We start from the raw sequence: 16,299 nt of genomic DNA, 5'->3' as shown, positions 1-16,299 counted from the left end.
AGCAACATGGAAATGCTTTTTCCACAGTTTTACGCTATAAGAATCAGCAAGCTCTTTTCTTACCCTACATTAATGAAGAACTTTGAAGATGAAAACAGTATTAAACAGCCTATTTCATCCAAAATATCGATCTAAAAGTTGAAAAGATTCTCTAAGAAAAGACCAACCCAAACTATAACATTCAACATGGAGAAAAAATGATAACTCTTACCGCGAAAATTCAAGCAGCAGAAGGCAATGAGCAGGAACTGGAAGTTGTCCTGCGTGAACTGGTCAAAGCCACCGCAACCGAAGACGGTTCAGTAGAATACAGACTGCACCGTGTTGTCGATACTCCCGGCGCATTTCGCTTCATTGAAAAATTCAAAGATCAGGAAGCCTTCGACTTCCACGCCAACTCCGATCACTTCAAAGCAGCCATCGGAAAAATCGGGGCACTCAGCGCAGGAGAAGGCGAACTGGAAATGCTGGAATTGATTGACTCGATTCCTGAATAACAAGTTCTTACCGGAAAAAATAAAAACTCGCGTATATTATACGCGAGTTTTTTTTAATTCTTTTTCCCGATACTCTACTTAACAAGCGCGGTCTTAATAAAGTTAGGAACTTCACTCTCAGGCATTGTGCTTACGATGCCTAATTTTTTAGCTTCAACCTTAATCTGCCCTCCTTCCTCGGTAAGAATAAACAGAATATCCTGCATAGTCTTTGTGTTCACATACCCTTCATACCGAACCCCGGGTTGGCTTCCGGTCGGCATATACATCCATCCCTCAGACATAAGATCCGGCATTTTAATATCGCTAAGGCCGGCAAAAGCAGTTCCTGAAAGCAACAAGCAAAGAATAAAACCAAATAAAATCTTACGCATAACAACTCCCCTTTTCTTTGAGTTAGAAGAACATCTATTACTAAAACGACAATATATAAGTACAGTCTTTACATACTACAACATCCCCAACAAAAAACAAAGAGTCTGTATCGATTATATCGACACAGACTCTTCATAAAACACAAATTTCTCTCGAAACTTATCCGGCCACCCCTGCTCGCCGCGCCATCCACAAAAGAGATAACAACGGGATAGTTCCGCCGAGAATTCCCATCTGACCGATAACACTTATCTTTGACGGCCAGTCAAAAGAAATCAGCTCCATTGCAACGGCACCAAATATAAAATAGGTGAAAGTCAAAAGCGCAGAAGCAGCACCGATGTCCCGGTCCACGGTCTCAAGAATCATATGGTTGCTGATAGGCCTGCTGACCCCGATCGAAAATGTCATCAGGAACATAGGCGCGGCAAAGGCATATTCCGATCCGCCCAACGCCAGCACACCGATACTTGCCAGTATTACGCCGATCAGTGAGACCTTGAGAATAGAAATGGATGAATAGCCGACACAAAGTCTTGAGCAAGTGAACGATCCGGTCATGAAGCCGATAGCGTTAAAGCCGAAAAACATGGCGTACTGCTGCTCATTCATTCCAAATCCACGGATATAAATATCCGCCGAACCAGCCAGAAACCCGAAAAATCCAATCGCAATGACTGAAAAAGCAAAACAATACGTAGTGAACTCTACGTTCTTAAGTACCACCAGATAACGGGAAAGCATGTTTAGAATCCCGCCCTCTGTTTTTTCAAATTCAGGCTCCTTGAAAACCAGAGTGCCGTAAAAGGCCATAGACGCAAGCACTGCCTGACATCCGAAAATCCATTTCCAGGACAAAAACTTTAACATCATGCTGCCCAGCATGGGGGCCAGCATAGGGCACAAAGGTATAATCACCCCGATGTAAGCCAGAACCTTCTGACGCTCAGAACCTGTATAGAGATCCTTTGCCAGCGCCATGGAAAGAGCCGAGGCCGAAGCAGCACCTGCGGCCTGAACAATGCGGGCAGTTACCAGAAACCAAATGTTAGTAGAAAGGGCACAGAGCACACTGCCGAGCACGTATATTCCTACTCCGCCTATCAGCACCGGTCTACGCCCATATTTGTCAGACAGTGGACCGTAAATGAGCATGAAGAAACTGAAAAAGATGAAAAACAGCACAAGCGAAAGATTCACTTCAGCCAGAGAAATACCCCACTGCTCTTGAATGGTCGGCAGTGCGGGAAGATACATATCTGTAGACAGGGCGGGAAATGCCGCCAGCATAGTAATAAAAAGGAAATTAGGCATAGCAATACTTACTTAAATTAAAATGATTCTGATTAACTCAGATAAAAAGAGGAAATGAATTGGGGAAACAGACTTTACTGAGGGAAGTTCAAAATGAACCATACCATTAGTCCCGGCAGATATTCTGGTCAACTGGAAAACACTCCACCGGGCACAAATTAACAATTCTTACCATTCACAAATTGTTCACCTCGACAAAGATAAATAGATACTCAGCAACTAAATTGAAACATTGTTTGAAATACTGCTTGACTCATTGCGACCAGAATCATACAAGGCTTCAAACAGTGTTTTAATTGTTATTGGAGATATACATGAGTGATCAAAGTACCAAAGAACGGATTCTGGAAGCAGCCAGCCGAGTATTCTGCGAGAAAGGCTTCAAAGCTACAACCGTACGCGACATCTGCGCAGAAGCAGACGCCAATGTCGCTGCCATCAATTATCATTTCGGAGACAAACGAAAACTATACCTTCAAGTCCTTAAATCATGGATGGACGCAATGCTTGAAGACGGCGACAGACTCAAAGGCATTACAGAGCAATCCACAATTGAAGAACGTTTACGCGCATATATTTACGGTGAACTGAGATCACTTTGCACCTACGATGATCCGGAAAAAATCAAAAAACGTAAGATCCGTCTTCTTTTTGAAGAGTACGTTTCTGAAGCCTGCGACCCGGATCTGTTCAAATGCCATGATGATTTAGATGGAGAACTGCTTAACCCGATCGTACGGAAAATGCTGGCCCCCATAGACGATGAGAAAATCATCCAGCAGGCACATATCGCTGCCAGCGGAGTGCTCGTTCACCATTTTCTGGCCATTATTCATTATCCGGAAGGAGAAATCGAATCCGAAGAAAAATTGAACTTCATGACCGATTACTACACCACATTCATCCTCGGCTCTCTTAAAGCCATTAAGGAAAAATATCATGCAGAATAAACATATGATTCCCCTCATGCTGAGCGTCCTGCTTCTCGCACTCTGCGGATGTGAATCTGACAAGCAGACTGAAGCCAACACAGCAGCCCCGGAAAGATCAGTACGGGTAGGAACAGTTGAAGTTGCCCCGGTAACCATCAAGGACATACTAACCCTTCCCGGGGAAACTGAACCGGATAAGGATGTCTGCGTATCTTCCGAATCAGCCGGCACAGTTGTCTGGCTCGGTGTGAAAGAAGGCGATCACGTCAAAAAAGGTCAGCTCATCGCCCGCCTTGACGGAGCATCAAGCGGAGCAAAATTCGACCGCGCCAAGGCAGCCAAAAAGCTCGCCGCCGAACAGTTGCGCCGCCGCAAGGAACTGCTCAAAAAAGGAGTTCTTGCACAGGAAGAGTACGACCAGATCAAGGCCGAACTGGAGCAGAGCGAAGCATCACTCAAAGAAATGCTGGTCAACGTGGAATACGGTATCGTGAGAGCTCCCATAGCCGGAATAATCAACAAACGTTACGTTGACCGTGGCGAACGTCTGGAAGTTGGCTCCAATGTTGTTGATATCGTGGACTCCTCCATCATCAAGACTATTATCAACGTCCCGGAAATGGACATTTCCTATATCAAAAAAGGTCAGAAGGTTACTGTTTCCGTTGATGCGCTCCCCGGTAAAACATGGGAAGGCGTAATCGACTTCGTATCCTTCAAGGCTGATAAATTCTCCAAAACATTTGAAACCAAAGTTATCACCGACAACTCAGCCGGAGAAATCCGTGCCGGAATGCTTGGCCGAGTGTCCCTCTTGCGCCGGACCGTAACTGACGCGGTCACCACTCCCCTTTCCGCTATTATCAATCAGGGTGGGGAACGAATCATATACGTCGAAAAAGACGGCGTGGCTCAAGTTCGTACAATTGAACTCGGCGTAATCGATGGCGACCGCGCCCAGATTACCAAAGGCCTCAAAGCAGGTGAGAAGCTGATCACAGCAGGACACACCATGGTAGAAGACGGCACAAAGGTGGTGACCCAGTGATTATCAACAAAGCAGCATTAAACAGGCAGTCCACCGTAATGGTCCTGCTTGTTTTTATCATCATAGCCGGAATATCCAGCTATGCATCCCTGCCCCGCGAGAGTGACCCGGACATCACCATTCCCTACATCTTTGTACAGACAAACTTCGAAGGTGTAGCCCCGGAAGACATGGAGACTTTGATCACCATGCCCATTGAGCGCAAACTCAAAGGGCTTTCCGGAACTAAGGAGATTTCCTCCATTTCCGATGACGGTGTTTCCATCATCAAGGTTGAATTCAACCCTGATGTAGACATTGACGACGCTTTGCAGAAAGTACGCGATAAGGTGGATCAGGCTAAACCGGACCTGCCCTCGGACCTGCCAGATGAACCGGTCATCAACGAGGTAAACCTTTCGGAACAGCCCATTCTGAACGTGGTTCTTTCCGGCCCGTTCTCATTGAAACGGCTGAAAGTGTTTGCCGAGCAGCTTGAAGATCGCATTGAATCAGTTCAGGGCGTGCTGGATGCCAAGATCATTGGTGGCCTTGAGCGTGAAATCCATGTGGAATTCGACATGGACCGTGTGGCCTTCTACAATATTCCGCTTTCCAGCCTGCTCAGCTCAGTGAAAAACGCCAACGTAAACACTCCCGGCGGTTCTGTTGAAATCGGAAAATCCAAGTATCTCGTGCGTGTGCCCGAAGACTTCAAGCACCCGGATGAGATCGATAAAATCGTAGTTTACGAACAGGACGGACGTCCTATCTATCTGCGCGATATCGCCACTATCCGCGACCACTACAAAGACCCGACCTCCAAAAGTCGCTTCAACGGAATCCAGAGTGTAACCATTGAAGTTAAGAAAAGAGCCGGGGAAAACATCATCCGTATCATTGATACGGTTAAGGAAATCCTTAAGGAAGAACAGCAGATCCTGCCGCCAACCCTGAAAATTAACCTCACAGCAGACCAATCTGATGAAATCCGTCAGATGGTTGCCGACTTGCAGAACAACATTATTACCGGGCTGCTGCTGGTTCTCATCGTGGTTTTCGCCTTCATCGGCGGTAGGTCGGCCCTGTTTGTATCACTGGCTATTCCGCTGTCCATGCTGATAACCTTCACCGTGCTGGAGATATTCTCCTACACCCTGAACATGGTTATCCTCTTCTCACTGATCCTGAGTCTCGGGATGCTGGTGGATAACGGGATCGTTGTAGTCGAAAACATCTACCGCCACATGGGTATGGGTAAATCCCGTTTGCAGGCGGCAATGGACGCCACAGACGAAGTGGCATGGCCGGTAATAGCTTCCACCCTGACCACTGTGGGCGCATTCTTTCCCATGGTCTTCTGGCCCGGAATTATGGGTGAATTCATGAGCTACCTGCCCATCACAGTAATCATTGCCCTTACTGCATCGCTGTTTGTGGCGCTGGTAATCAACCCGGTGCTCTCGGCAAAGTTTCAGGATGTGCCTAAGCTTGATGAAGATGCCAAGCCCGGTTTGATTGATCGCATGATGGAAACGCTCAAGAACATCTACCGCCCCATTCTTGAATGGTCTCTGGATCACAGACTGTGGGTGGTACTTTTTGCGTTTGCTTTCCTGATTGTTTCCACAGTCAGCTTCGGCATGTTCGGACGCGGTGTGGAATTCCTGCCCAAGACCGAACCCAAGCGTTCCGATGTCAAGATCAAAGCTCCGGTGGGAACCAACCTTGAAGCCTCGGACCAGTTCGTAAAAGTGGTTGAGAAAATCGCCGCCGAATACCCGGACATTGAGTACATCATCGCCAACACCGGGGAATCCGGGCAGTCCGATGAAATCGGTACCCACTACAGTCTTGTTAAGCTTGATTACGTGGATATTCAGGACCGCAGCCGCCCTTCATCTGAAATCACCGATGAAATCCGTGGCCGCCTTCAGCACGCCATCCGAGGAGCGGAAGTACGTGCTGAAGCGGAAAAAATGGGACCGCCCACTGGCAGTGCCATCAACATGGAAATATACGGCAAGGACCTGCGCCAGCTTGGAGAAATCACAGCTTCCTTCAAGCGGGTTATCAAAGATATTCCCGGACTGGTTGACCTTAAAGACAACTACATCTCAGCTAAACCTGAAATTCGTGTAGACGTGGACAAAGAGAAAGCTGCCATCATGGGCCTCGACGCTTTCACTATTGCTCAGGCAGTTAAGACCGCCATTAACGGTGTCAAAGTCGGGGTCTACCGCGAAGGCAAAGACGAATACGACATTGTCGCCCGTCTACCCAAAGATGAACGCGATTCCCTTGAGGATATCCGCAGGATTATCGTTTCCGGACCGAAAGGTGAACCGATCCCCATCACCAGCCTTGCTGATGTGACTATGGGTGGTGGACTGGGCGGTATCAACCGCATTGACCAGAAAAGGGTTGTCACCATTTCTGCCGATGTATCCGGCCGCCTTGCTGAGGAAGTTATTGCCGACATTAATAAAGCTGTATCCGGCATAGAATTGCCGCGCGGCTACTCATACAAGTTCACAGGTGAACAGGAAGAACAGGCCAAAGCCTCCGCTTTCCTTGAAAGAGCCTTTGCCGGAGCATTGTTCCTGATCTTCATAGTACTGGTAACCCAGTTCAACTCCGTTGCCACACCGTTTATCATCCTGACCGCAGTTATCCTCTCTCTCGGGGGAGTTATGGTCGGGTTGCTGATAACCGGGACGGCCTTCGGAGTCATCATGACCGGAGTCGGGGTACTCTCCCTTGCCGGAGTCGTGGTTAACAACGCCATCGTGCTCATCGACTACTTTGAGCAACTCAAGGAACAAGGCCGCAATGCCCGAGAAGCACTCATTGAAGCCGGGTTGACCCGTTTCCGCCCGGTACTGCTCACCGCCATCACCACTGTGCTGGGCCTGATTCCCATGGCAACAGGCGTGAGTTTCGACTTCATTAACATGCGTCTAGACATGGGCAGTGAAACATCCCAGTGGTGGGGTCCCATGGCTGTAGCAGTTATTTTCGGACTGGCTATCGCCACCGTGCTAACCCTTGTAGTAGTACCCACCCTCTGCTCTTTGCAAGAGAGCTGGCAGGAACGGACAGCACAACGCAAATCCGCAAAACTAGCAAAACAGGCCGTAAACTAGACAAAAGTATGAAGAGCAGATGTTGATTATCCGATAAATATATATTCATGGATTCAACAGGCTGAAAACTTAAATGAAAAAGACACTACTTTATATATTCGCATTGCTGGCAGCAGCCGGGATCTCCATCGGGGTCCCGGCCTGCTCCAAGATGGGGCAGGCCCCGTCTATTGAGGAAAGCACCATGTTTGAAAAAGTCCCCAATTTCCAAAACGGAATATTTCTCAACGAAAATCCGGTCAATATGACTGTGGAGGGATTCACCTTTGCCAAAGCAATGAATTTCTTCTTTGACCTCAGCCGCACACCGGACCAAAAGCTTCCATACATCCACCTGACCAAAGAATCCTTCTCTACCACTCCGGAAGAATTACAGATAGCATGGCTGGGCCATTCTTCCATGATCCTCGATATTGACGGAGTTCGGCTGCTCATTGATCCTGTTTTCAACAATGCATCCCCGGTGCCTTTCACTGTTAACCGCTTTCAGCCTTCCCCTATCGAGCGCAATGAGCTTCCCGAAGTAGATGCGGTGATCATTTCCCACGACCATTACGATCACCTTGAGATGAACACCATCAAGCAGTTAGCGCCAAAAGTTAAACTTTTCATTGTGCCCCTTGGAGTTGGTTCCCACCTGCGCAAATGGGGCTGCAAGCCGGAACAGATTGTTGAACTCAACTGGTATGAGTCCATCACAATCCGTGACGTTGAAATAATTTCCGCACCCACCCAGCACTTCTCCGGTCGCGGTCTGAGTGACAGGAACAAGACCCTCTGGACTTCATATATATTCAAAGGTGAGCACCACAGAGCTTACTACTCCGGTGACGGAGGGTATGATGGTCGATTCAAGGAAATCGGCAAGCAATACGGTCCGTTTGACCTGACCATGATTGAGGCGGGAGCTTATGACAAAGGCTGGAAAAACGTTCATATGATGCCCGAAGAATCTGTGCAGGCACATATAGAACTTGGTGGGAAATACATGCTGCCCGTGCATTGGGGAGCATATGACCTTGCTTTTCACAAGTGGGATGAGCCTATCCGCAGAGTGTCCAACCTTGCAGCAGAACAGGGAATTAATCTGCTGACCCCGCAAATGGGGGAACTATGCATGCCCGGACAAAGCACCCACACTGCATGGTGGGAACCTGCCAAGAAGCATGAATTGGCTGTTGCACCACAATAGATTTGCCTCCGGCGGCTGGGGATGGGGTCTGGGAAAATTTTCCCTTCCCCAGACCCCATCCCTTCAAAACTTTTTAATAGGGCTTCGCCGCTGACACATCACAAACCTACATCGCCTAACAAAGCTTAGCGCCGAGTGGCACTTTCTTGTCCGGCACACATAGCGCCACATCTCCATTTTCATCATGAAATCCGGTCACTAGACACTCAGACATGAGCGGGCCGATCTGCTTCTTCGGAAAGTTAACGACACCAACAACGAGTTTACCGGGTAAATCTTCCGCACTATAAAGCTTGGTGATCTGGGCACTTGATTTACGCATGCCTATTTCTGGCCCGAAATCTATATGCAGAATGTATGCAGGTACGCGCGCTTCTTCAAAAACACGGGCCTCAACAATCTTTCCGACCCTGATCTCTACCTTTTCAAAATCACTCCAACTAATTGTATTCATTTCTTCTCCTCATAACTTCTTTTTATGAGAAGAAAATAGCTGACCGATCTTCATGAATATTGAATAAAATTGACATGAAATACCAATCTATCAATTCAGACAGCGAAGCTTAATGAAAAGTTTAGGAGAGTCCAGAGACCCCTTTTCCAAAGGGTTCTTTGGACCCAGGAGGGCCGCCGGAGGCCTTCTGATACTGACGGGGAGTAAGTCCGTACCTGATCTTGAAAAGACGGGTCAGGTGACTTTGATCAGAAAAACCGCACAGTGCAGCTGTATCGGCAATGGGAGAATTAGTGGCAATCATGGCGCGGGCCTTCTCCAGCCGCAATTGGATCAGGAAAGAGTGCGGCGTCATGCCCTTGTGACTGCGAAAAATACGGATCAAGTGAAACTCAGTACATCCGGCTAGATCGGCAAGCTCGGCAAGGCTTAAATTGCGCTCAGCGTGGGCATGCAGATAATCAACTATCATGGAGACCCTTCTATCTTCACTTCCGGGCCTGATTGTCCCGTCTCCGGCATGACGGTACAACCCGGAAAGCACGGAAAGGATGGCTTCATCAGTTTCCAGTGTTTCTACAGGGCTGAGCAATTTGTGATGCAAAACGGATAAATTCTGCCAGAGTTGCTTATTTTCAAGAAGAATATTGCGAAATGGAGAAGGAACGTTTTCATCGCCCAGTAATTTATAGTTAAGTGAACGGACAAACTTTTCAGAAAAATAAAAACTGCGCAGGTGTCTGCGTTCGGTACAGCAGGGACTGTTGGAATGGACTGTCTCCGGCTCGATAATACTGATGGAACCGGGCTGAAGAATATCAGAACATCCATTGAGACAATACTTCTCACCGGATTCGGAATTAAGCCAGAGCACATAACCATCATGCAGATGGCTTTTAAATTCCCTGCCACTGCTGCACGAAAGAACTTCCAGCCCTTCTACGGGCGAAGAATAAATCAACTTATCATCTATTGCCATTTCGTAATTTTTAAGCGGGTATTAACTGGAATCAAGGGAAGCCAGAGTTGTTTCAAGCTGGCTCTCTACCCCTGAATAATAGGCAAGCATGGTATCCAGAGCGGAATACTTTTCTTCTAACCTTGTCCGGTAAGTATCAAGTCTTGCTTCTTCAGCGTAAATATCACCTTCAAGCTTGGAGGTCAGGTCATCATAGCTTGCAGCCAGCAGGGGAATGCTCCCGGTAGAGACATCGGTTAACGCCGAACAGAGATCTGCCAGCTGTCCGCATTTGCCCTGCTTTACAGTAACTGTGCTGGAATATGTGCCGTCCGTCAAATCCGAAACCTCCAAGTACAGACCGTTAGCATCGCTATCCCTTGTTGCCAGCAGGGTATTGCCGCTGATGGTCATATCCACACCGTTAATTGTAGCGGCAGTGATTACCCCGCCTGAAACCGTGTATTCAACATCGTAATCCCCGGCCGAAGTTAAACCGGAAATTGTCGAAAGAACCCGCATATCGGAGCTGTCAGTTTCCGCTTCTCCATTTGCCGCAAACAACATAGCGACTGCTTCGGGGTCCGCAGCCAACGCATCTTCAAGTTCATCGTAATCTATTTCCAACTGTCCGAAAGTGGATGAACCTTCAGTACTGTCAGTGGTAATGCCGATAGCTGAAAGAGAGGCATACATATCCCCTTTCCCGGTTTCGCTGTCATAATAAAGAAACCCCAATCCTGCTGAAGTCAGAGCATCCTTTACCGAATCATAGACCAAACCGAGAGTTGCATCCTTGATATAAACCGTGCTGCCGTCATCATCTTCATCCGCCAATTCTCCGGTTACATCCAGCAGGTCGTAGAGAAGCTGATTTACCTCTGAAACAAATGTCTCGATTGTTTCAATCATGGCATCTGTATCGTATGAAACACCTACGTTTATGCCTGATTCATCAGTAACCGCGTTAAGGGTCAGAGTCATGTTGTCGATAACATCATCAACGGTGTTGGACGGGCGCTCGATCCAATTGCCGGAACCTGACGGGAAGCCATCCACCTTCATCTGCGCATTCTGAGCGGTCTGAGTGTTGGTGAAAGAACTCGCATTGTAGCCGTCAATAGCGCTCAAGTCGGTCAGTACAACCGCGTTATCCGCCCCGGTATCCTCTCCGCTGAATTTGATATAATAATTACTGCCGTCGCTGATCAAAGAAGCGGTAATCTTGTTATCAAAATCCGGGTCACTATTAATCTGGTCCACCAGTTCCTGAGCTGTTGTTCCGGCGGTTACGTCCATAGTAATCTCTTCCCCGGCATAGGACAGGGTGATTGATGAGTTGGACGAAATGATAGATTGGTCAGAGGAAGTAATGGACATGTCTTCTGAAATCCAAACATCCTTTTGCGCCAACTGGTTCACGACCAGATTATACGAATCCTCGGTAGCCCCGTCTTCAATTGAAGCCTGAACTTCTCCATCTCCGGTAGTGGAAACGGAATAGGCCAGAAATTCATCCATTTCGTCTATTCCCTGCAATATACCGGATAACGTAAGGATTTCTTCATTCAAGGCTTCTAGAAGCTCCGAGACAGCCTCCGCCTCTTCCAAATCTTCCTGATACTTCTCCAGTTCATAACTTTCCGCCTCAACGGAGGCTTCAATGAGATCGGTCCAATCTGTTCCATCACCAAGTCCATTAATGGTGAAACCGCCCGAAGTTGAGGTAGACTGGTAAGAGCCTGTTGATACTGATGCTACTGCCATGGTGAACCTCCTACAGATAGTTCATGATCGACATGCTGATTACTTCAGAGGTTGAACTGAGCACGGCATTATAAATGTATTCCGAACGACTCAGTTCAATGGTCAATGCAGTGCTGTCAGCATCCTCCTCGTCGCTGATGGCAGATGCAACACGTTCACGGGTCAGGCTCAAGCTTTGTCCGGTGAAGTCAGCCTTCTCCTCCCTAGCCCCCACATTGGATGTTTCGATCAACATCCGGTTGTAGCCGTTATCGATGGTTTCAATGGTGGTTGCCGTAGCCTCTTCATCACCTATCCACATGTAGGCAATGGAATCACTTATGGCTTCAAACATGTTGGGCTCAGAAAATGGTTCTCCGGTATCCGGGTTCACGCCGCCGAAGATATCGCTGCCCACAGAATTGACATCCAGCTCGGTACTTTCTGAAATCCCCACAGCCATAGCCTCATCAGACCCGTTATATTGCAGTGAATTACGGACTACGAACTGACCGCCAGTCTTACCATCAGAGTCATAAGCTGTAACCGCCGTACCTGCGTTCATTTCTACGGAAACATCTCCCAGTTCCATAGTCGTATCCGGGGGAATAGCCGTGCCGTCCATCGTTCCGGTAAGCCACGTGCTCCCGCCATCAAGGGAATAGCGATAATCAACAGAGTCCGCGCCGATGGTTCCGTCCGAGGTGAACTCCACGATTACCGGATCATCAAGTTCACCCGTAAATGCCGCAAAATCACTTTTGGCCGGAGAATCTCCGGTAACAGTCACTCCGGGGACATATTCATATGGAGCCGTGTCCGTTGATTCACCGGAGAAAAGGTAGTCATCGCCAATTTCGGAGTTGGCAATAGCAAGCAGAGAATCCTGATAGCCCATCATATTTACAGCCATAGCCTGCTGTTGCTCGGCCGTATAAGTTCCGGTGGCCCCCTGCTCGGCCTGTTCCTTGACGGAAATCATTATCTCGCTGGCCTCACTGAGCAGGCCGTCCGCACTGCCCAGCAAGCTCATAGCGTACTGGGTGTTGTTATAGTAATCTTCAAGGGTCTGGTCATAGCTGCGCAGGTTAACCACATTGCCCATGCCTGCCGGATCATCAGACGGAGCATTTATCTTCTTCTGAGTGGCGACCTGATTGGAAACATTCATGTAATCAGCCAATGACCTACTGACATTGGTTATGCTCTGATCATATATCTGTGATGTGCTGACTCTCATTGCTGCCTCCGTAAAGAATGACCTCAAATAAAACTCGGTTTGCTTTGAGGAAAAACAAGATAACTCTTTATTTTTTGAACTAAACAATACCCAAAACGGTATCGATCATGTCGCGAGTAACTGAAATAATCTGGCAGGCAGCCTCGTATTGCTGCTGGTGTCTAGTTAAATTAACAAGCTCTTCATCGACATTTACGCCACTGACCGATTCCTGCTGTTCGGCATAAATCTGGGCTGCCGCGGTATCACATGTTACCCGAGTTTCCATGGTGGAAGCAGCCGCTCCCACATCAGAGACAATAGCTGACAGATATTCCGTCAACGTAGCCGATGTTGCATTCGCCCCCTCACCTATTGATACGTCTCTGCTGAGCAAATCGTTTATGGACTGGGCTGTGGAATTACTTCCCGAAGCGACTGTTCCGTCAGAACCGACTTCTCCGGCATTGAGGTGCGAGGGGTTGGAGGCAACATAATTATTAACCGCAATATCTCCGGCTGAGCTGCCCTCGAAAAAAGTATTGATCCCCGCAGCAGCCAGAAAACCGGAGCTATCCTCACCAAATTCAAAAGATGAATCGCCCACTGCTTCAATTGCCAATTCACCATCTGCATTCACGGAAGCAGTAAGACTCCCTCCTAGCGAAGCATTAATATTACTGACAATATCGTCTAGAGAATCAGTTGAAGGATCAATACTGATTGTTATGCTTGCTTCAGGATTGCCGTCCGCATCATAAGTATGGATTGTGAATTCTCCGGAAGTGATTCGATCTTCGAAGTCCAGCCCGCTGTCGGAAAGTGCTGCAGTCTGGTCTTCAACACCGTAAGTACCTTCCACAGCTGTATGCGGCTCCAGTCCTGCGCCCTGAGAATGAGCACGGTTTGTTTCCCATATTAGTGCTGCGGCATACTCATCGAGTCTATCCAGAGTAGGCTGGATATGTTCATCACGGGTAATAAACAATCCGGCAATTGAGCCTCCGGTGATACGCCCGGAAACAGCGTCTCCGCTCTCGTCACTCATGGGTGTTATATCCACCAGACCGCCGGAACCGTTTTCCCAGAACAATCCGGTCTTGGAAGTATCATCATCGTATGCAACTGCAAGGTGATGGGTTTCCTCCCCCTCTACCAGCGGGTGTCCGGTCTCAGTATAAATCTTGGTAGATCCGTCTTCATAACTGAGCACTTCCACCCCGATCAGTTCATCCAGTTCACGGATGGCCTGATCCCGGCTGGCTACAAGTTCGTAGTTATCCGGATTGGCTGAAATCTGCTCGTTGAGTAACCCGATAGAATCTATCAATTCATTAGCAGTATTAACCTGATCGACAATCTCAGACTCCACGCTGGCAGACATATCTCGAAGTTCGGAATAAGATGAATTTAGACCATACAGAAGAGATTCGGCTTCCCCGAGCAGGTCTTCACGTTCTGCAAGGGAATCCGGGTAGGTGGAAAGGCCGTTCCAAGCACTCAAGAATTCATCCTGCGCTGCGGCAAGCCCCTGTTCTTCGCTCTGATTGAAGACAGAATCCATCTGAGAAAGGTATCCCAACTGTGCTTCGCTACAGGACAAAGAACCAAGGGCAATTAGGAACTGCTTTTCGATAAAGCGGTCCCAGTTCGCCCGTATCGCCACAATATCAGCACCGGTTCCTAAACTGTTCCCATAAGAATTTATATTACCTAAACTATCATAGACAGCATCGGCACGCTGATAACCTTCAGTTTCGGAATTGGCTATATTGTTACTGGTGGTGTTTATTGAAACCTGAGCATTCGCAAGAGCCCTCTGACCTATAGACAACGTATTTGTTAAACTCATAGCTACCCCCTGCAAGCATGCAAACTTAAACTACTTTTTCAAAGAGATTGCCGTTTGCAGCAGTGTGTCAGCGGTAGTCACCACTTTACTATTAGCCTGATACGAAGACTGGATAATGATCAGTTCGGTCATCTGGGAGGCAAGATCTACATTGGACCCCTCAAGCGCATTGGAAACAACTGAACCAAAACCGGAGGAACCGGCTGTACCGATAATTGCTTCACCGGAATCAGTAGTTGCACGAAAGAGGGTTCCACCTTCAGCTTTCAGTCCGCTCTCGTTGGTAAAGCTGGCAAGACCAAGCTGAAAAAGCTCAATAGACTGGCTGTTGGTATAGTTCCCGATAAGAATCCCGTTCTCGTCTACTTCTACAGAAACAAGTGACCCTGTGGGATATCCATCCTGCGCAATATCATATGTGGCTGATGAGCTGTCGCTGTAGCTGGTGGTTGCTCCAGTCTCAAGCGTGTAGTCGCTAAATGACGGCAGATCAGAATAGTCTGTGGCAGCGGTAATATCTGCGAGAGAAGTAATACCGCCGGAGGTATCCCAAGTGGCATTATCGCTGGACATACCGAAGTTGAAGCTTACGTTCTGCCCTTCTGCGCTTCCGGTAAAGTTGAGATTCGCTTCAGGATATCCAGCCGGACTGAGTGAAGCCAATTCCCAGTTTGCAGGATCCTTGGTTGCAGTTGAAGCAGCGGAATCATTAAGAGTAAACGCTGTCATTGAAGTCATCTGGCCTTCGGAATTGAAGGTCAAAGTACCGGTCATTGCCAAACCAGCCCCACTGGTAGTGTTAAGATCCAAACCATCGGAGCCTGAGCGCATGTCATCTTCCGCTTCATAAGCCGCAACATATTCCCAGACTATGTTGCCATCAGCATCCACATCCACAGGATCCATGTAATATGTCATGTCGTGAGCGGAACCGTTTTCATCGTAAACGGTCATGGTGGTAGAATAACTGTACTGAGAATCATCAAGAGGGGGATTCTGGGTACCGTCATAAAGTTCGAACAATGAAGTATAGGGATTGGCGGTGATGGCCTCATCGACACTCTGGGAATCAAGGTTCATGGTTAATGCTATCTCAGATGTCGCTTTAGGCGGAGACTGGGACTGATCCAGCTGAATAGTGGTCAATGATCCGGATGCGGAACCATTTTCCATCTCCCACCCCTGAACCTGATTACCATAGGCATCAACAAGGAAACCATCTTTATCGAAATCGAAATTACCGGCACGGGTATAGTATGTAGTGCTGGTATCCGGATCTACTACCATATAGTATCCGTCCCCATTTATGGCGACATTGGTTGAAATGCTTGAGTTCTGGTAAGTACCTTGGGAGTAGTCAGTATTAATCGTTGAAACCCCTGCGCCGTTCCCCACCTGAGCCAATCCGCCTCCGGTAGTAAGGGTGGAATAGAAGACATCCTCAAAGATAGCATCCGAACTTTTAAAACCCACAGTGGATGAGTTGGCGAGGTTGTTGGAAACCACACTTGTGGCAAAAGAGTTGACATAAAGACCTGAAATTCCGGTATACAAAGAACTGGTAAGACTCATCTGAACACTCCTGTG

13 protein-coding genes are annotated in these 16,299 nt (G+C 47.9%); 5 read left to right on the top strand and 8 right to left on the bottom strand.

What is annotated here, in order from left to right:
• The first annotated feature begins 197 nt into the window (after nt 1-197).
• Complete coding sequence (locus DESAL_RS04800; protein ID WP_015850837.1) at nt 198-497, top strand: putative quinol monooxygenase; 300 nt, start codon at nt 198-200, stop codon at nt 495-497.
• A 74-nt stretch (nt 498-571) separates the two neighbouring features.
• Here DESAL_RS04800 and DESAL_RS04795 read toward each other — a convergent pair whose 3' ends face one another.
• Together DESAL_RS04795 and DESAL_RS04790 are read right to left on the bottom strand one after the other, a co-directional pair.
• Complete coding sequence (locus DESAL_RS04795) at nt 572-871, bottom strand: hypothetical protein (RefSeq protein WP_015850836.1); 300 nt, start codon at nt 869-871, stop codon at nt 572-574.
• 160 nt (nt 872-1,031) lie between these two features.
• Nucleotides 1,032-2,186 (bottom strand): Bcr/CflA family efflux MFS transporter, encoded by a 1,155-nt coding sequence (locus tag DESAL_RS04790; RefSeq protein WP_015850835.1) that lies wholly within the window; start codon nt 2,184-2,186, stop codon nt 1,032-1,034.
• A gap of 314 nt (nt 2,187-2,500) precedes the next feature.
• Here DESAL_RS04790 and DESAL_RS19650 point away from each other — a divergent pair, with 314 nt between their 5' ends.
• The 4 genes from DESAL_RS19650 to DESAL_RS04770 all read left to right on the top strand — a co-directional run bounded on the left by DESAL_RS19650 (nt 2,501) and on the right by DESAL_RS04770 (nt 8,483).
• Nucleotides 2,501-3,136, top strand: a complete 636-nt coding sequence (locus tag DESAL_RS19650; protein WP_015850834.1) for a TetR/AcrR family transcriptional regulator — start codon at nt 2,501-2,503, stop codon at nt 3,134-3,136.
• Entirely contained in the window at nt 3,126-4,166 is a 1,041-nt protein-coding gene (locus DESAL_RS04780) for an efflux RND transporter periplasmic adaptor subunit (protein ID WP_015850833.1), read from the top strand. The genes DESAL_RS19650 and DESAL_RS04780 overlap by 11 nt, the downstream gene beginning before the upstream one ends.
• Nucleotides 4,163-7,291 carry an efflux RND transporter permease subunit gene (locus DESAL_RS04775; protein ID WP_015850832.1) on the top strand — a complete coding sequence of 1,043 codons (3,129 nt, stop codon included), beginning with the start codon at nt 4,163-4,165 and terminating at the stop codon, nt 7,289-7,291. Before DESAL_RS04780 ends, DESAL_RS04775 begins: the two co-directional genes overlap by 4 nt.
• A 73-nt stretch (nt 7,292-7,364) precedes the next feature.
• Complete coding sequence (locus tag DESAL_RS04770) at nt 7,365-8,483, top strand: MBL fold metallo-hydrolase (RefSeq protein WP_015850831.1); 1,119 nt, start codon at nt 7,365-7,367, stop codon at nt 8,481-8,483.
• Between the two features lie 115 nt (nt 8,484-8,598).
• Here DESAL_RS04770 and DESAL_RS04765 read toward each other — a convergent pair whose 3' ends face one another.
• The 6 genes from DESAL_RS04765 to DESAL_RS04740 all read right to left on the bottom strand — a co-directional run bounded on the left by DESAL_RS04765 (nt 8,599) and on the right by DESAL_RS04740 (nt 16,284).
• Nucleotides 8,599-8,937: a tRNA-binding protein gene (locus tag DESAL_RS04765; protein WP_015850830.1), complete on the bottom strand. Its 339-nt coding sequence runs from the start codon at nt 8,935-8,937 to the stop codon at nt 8,599-8,601.
• A gap of 121 nt (nt 8,938-9,058) precedes the next feature.
• Nucleotides 9,059-9,916 (bottom strand): helix-turn-helix domain-containing protein, encoded by an 858-nt coding sequence (locus DESAL_RS19645; RefSeq protein WP_015850829.1) that lies wholly within the window; start codon nt 9,914-9,916, stop codon nt 9,059-9,061.
• Between the two features lie 21 nt (nt 9,917-9,937).
• Nucleotides 9,938-11,662: a flagellar filament capping protein FliD gene (fliD, locus tag DESAL_RS04755; protein ID WP_015850828.1), complete on the bottom strand. Its 1,725-nt coding sequence runs from the start codon at nt 11,660-11,662 to the stop codon at nt 9,938-9,940.
• A gap of 10 nt (nt 11,663-11,672) precedes the next feature.
• Nucleotides 11,673-12,881 carry a flagellar hook-associated protein FlgL gene (gene flgL, locus DESAL_RS04750; RefSeq protein ID WP_015850827.1) on the bottom strand — a complete coding sequence of 403 codons (1,209 nt, stop codon included), beginning with the start codon at nt 12,879-12,881 and terminating at the stop codon, nt 11,673-11,675.
• A gap of 79 nt (nt 12,882-12,960) precedes the next feature.
• Nucleotides 12,961-14,712: a flagellar hook-associated protein FlgK gene (gene flgK, locus DESAL_RS04745; RefSeq protein WP_015850826.1), complete on the bottom strand. Its 1,752-nt coding sequence runs from the start codon at nt 14,710-14,712 to the stop codon at nt 12,961-12,963.
• Between the two features lie 30 nt (nt 14,713-14,742).
• Complete coding sequence (locus tag DESAL_RS04740) at nt 14,743-16,284, bottom strand: flagellar hook protein FlgE (RefSeq protein WP_015850825.1); 1,542 nt, start codon at nt 16,282-16,284, stop codon at nt 14,743-14,745.
• Nucleotides 16,285-16,299 lie beyond the last annotated feature (15 nt).

The organism is Maridesulfovibrio salexigens DSM 2638 (genome assembly GCF_000023445.1).
GTDB classification, from domain to species: Bacteria; Desulfobacterota; Desulfovibrionia; order Desulfovibrionales; family Desulfovibrionaceae; genus Maridesulfovibrio; species Maridesulfovibrio salexigens.
Note: the sequence above shows the minus strand (reverse complement) of the source record. Positions and strands in the feature narration are given on the sequence as shown.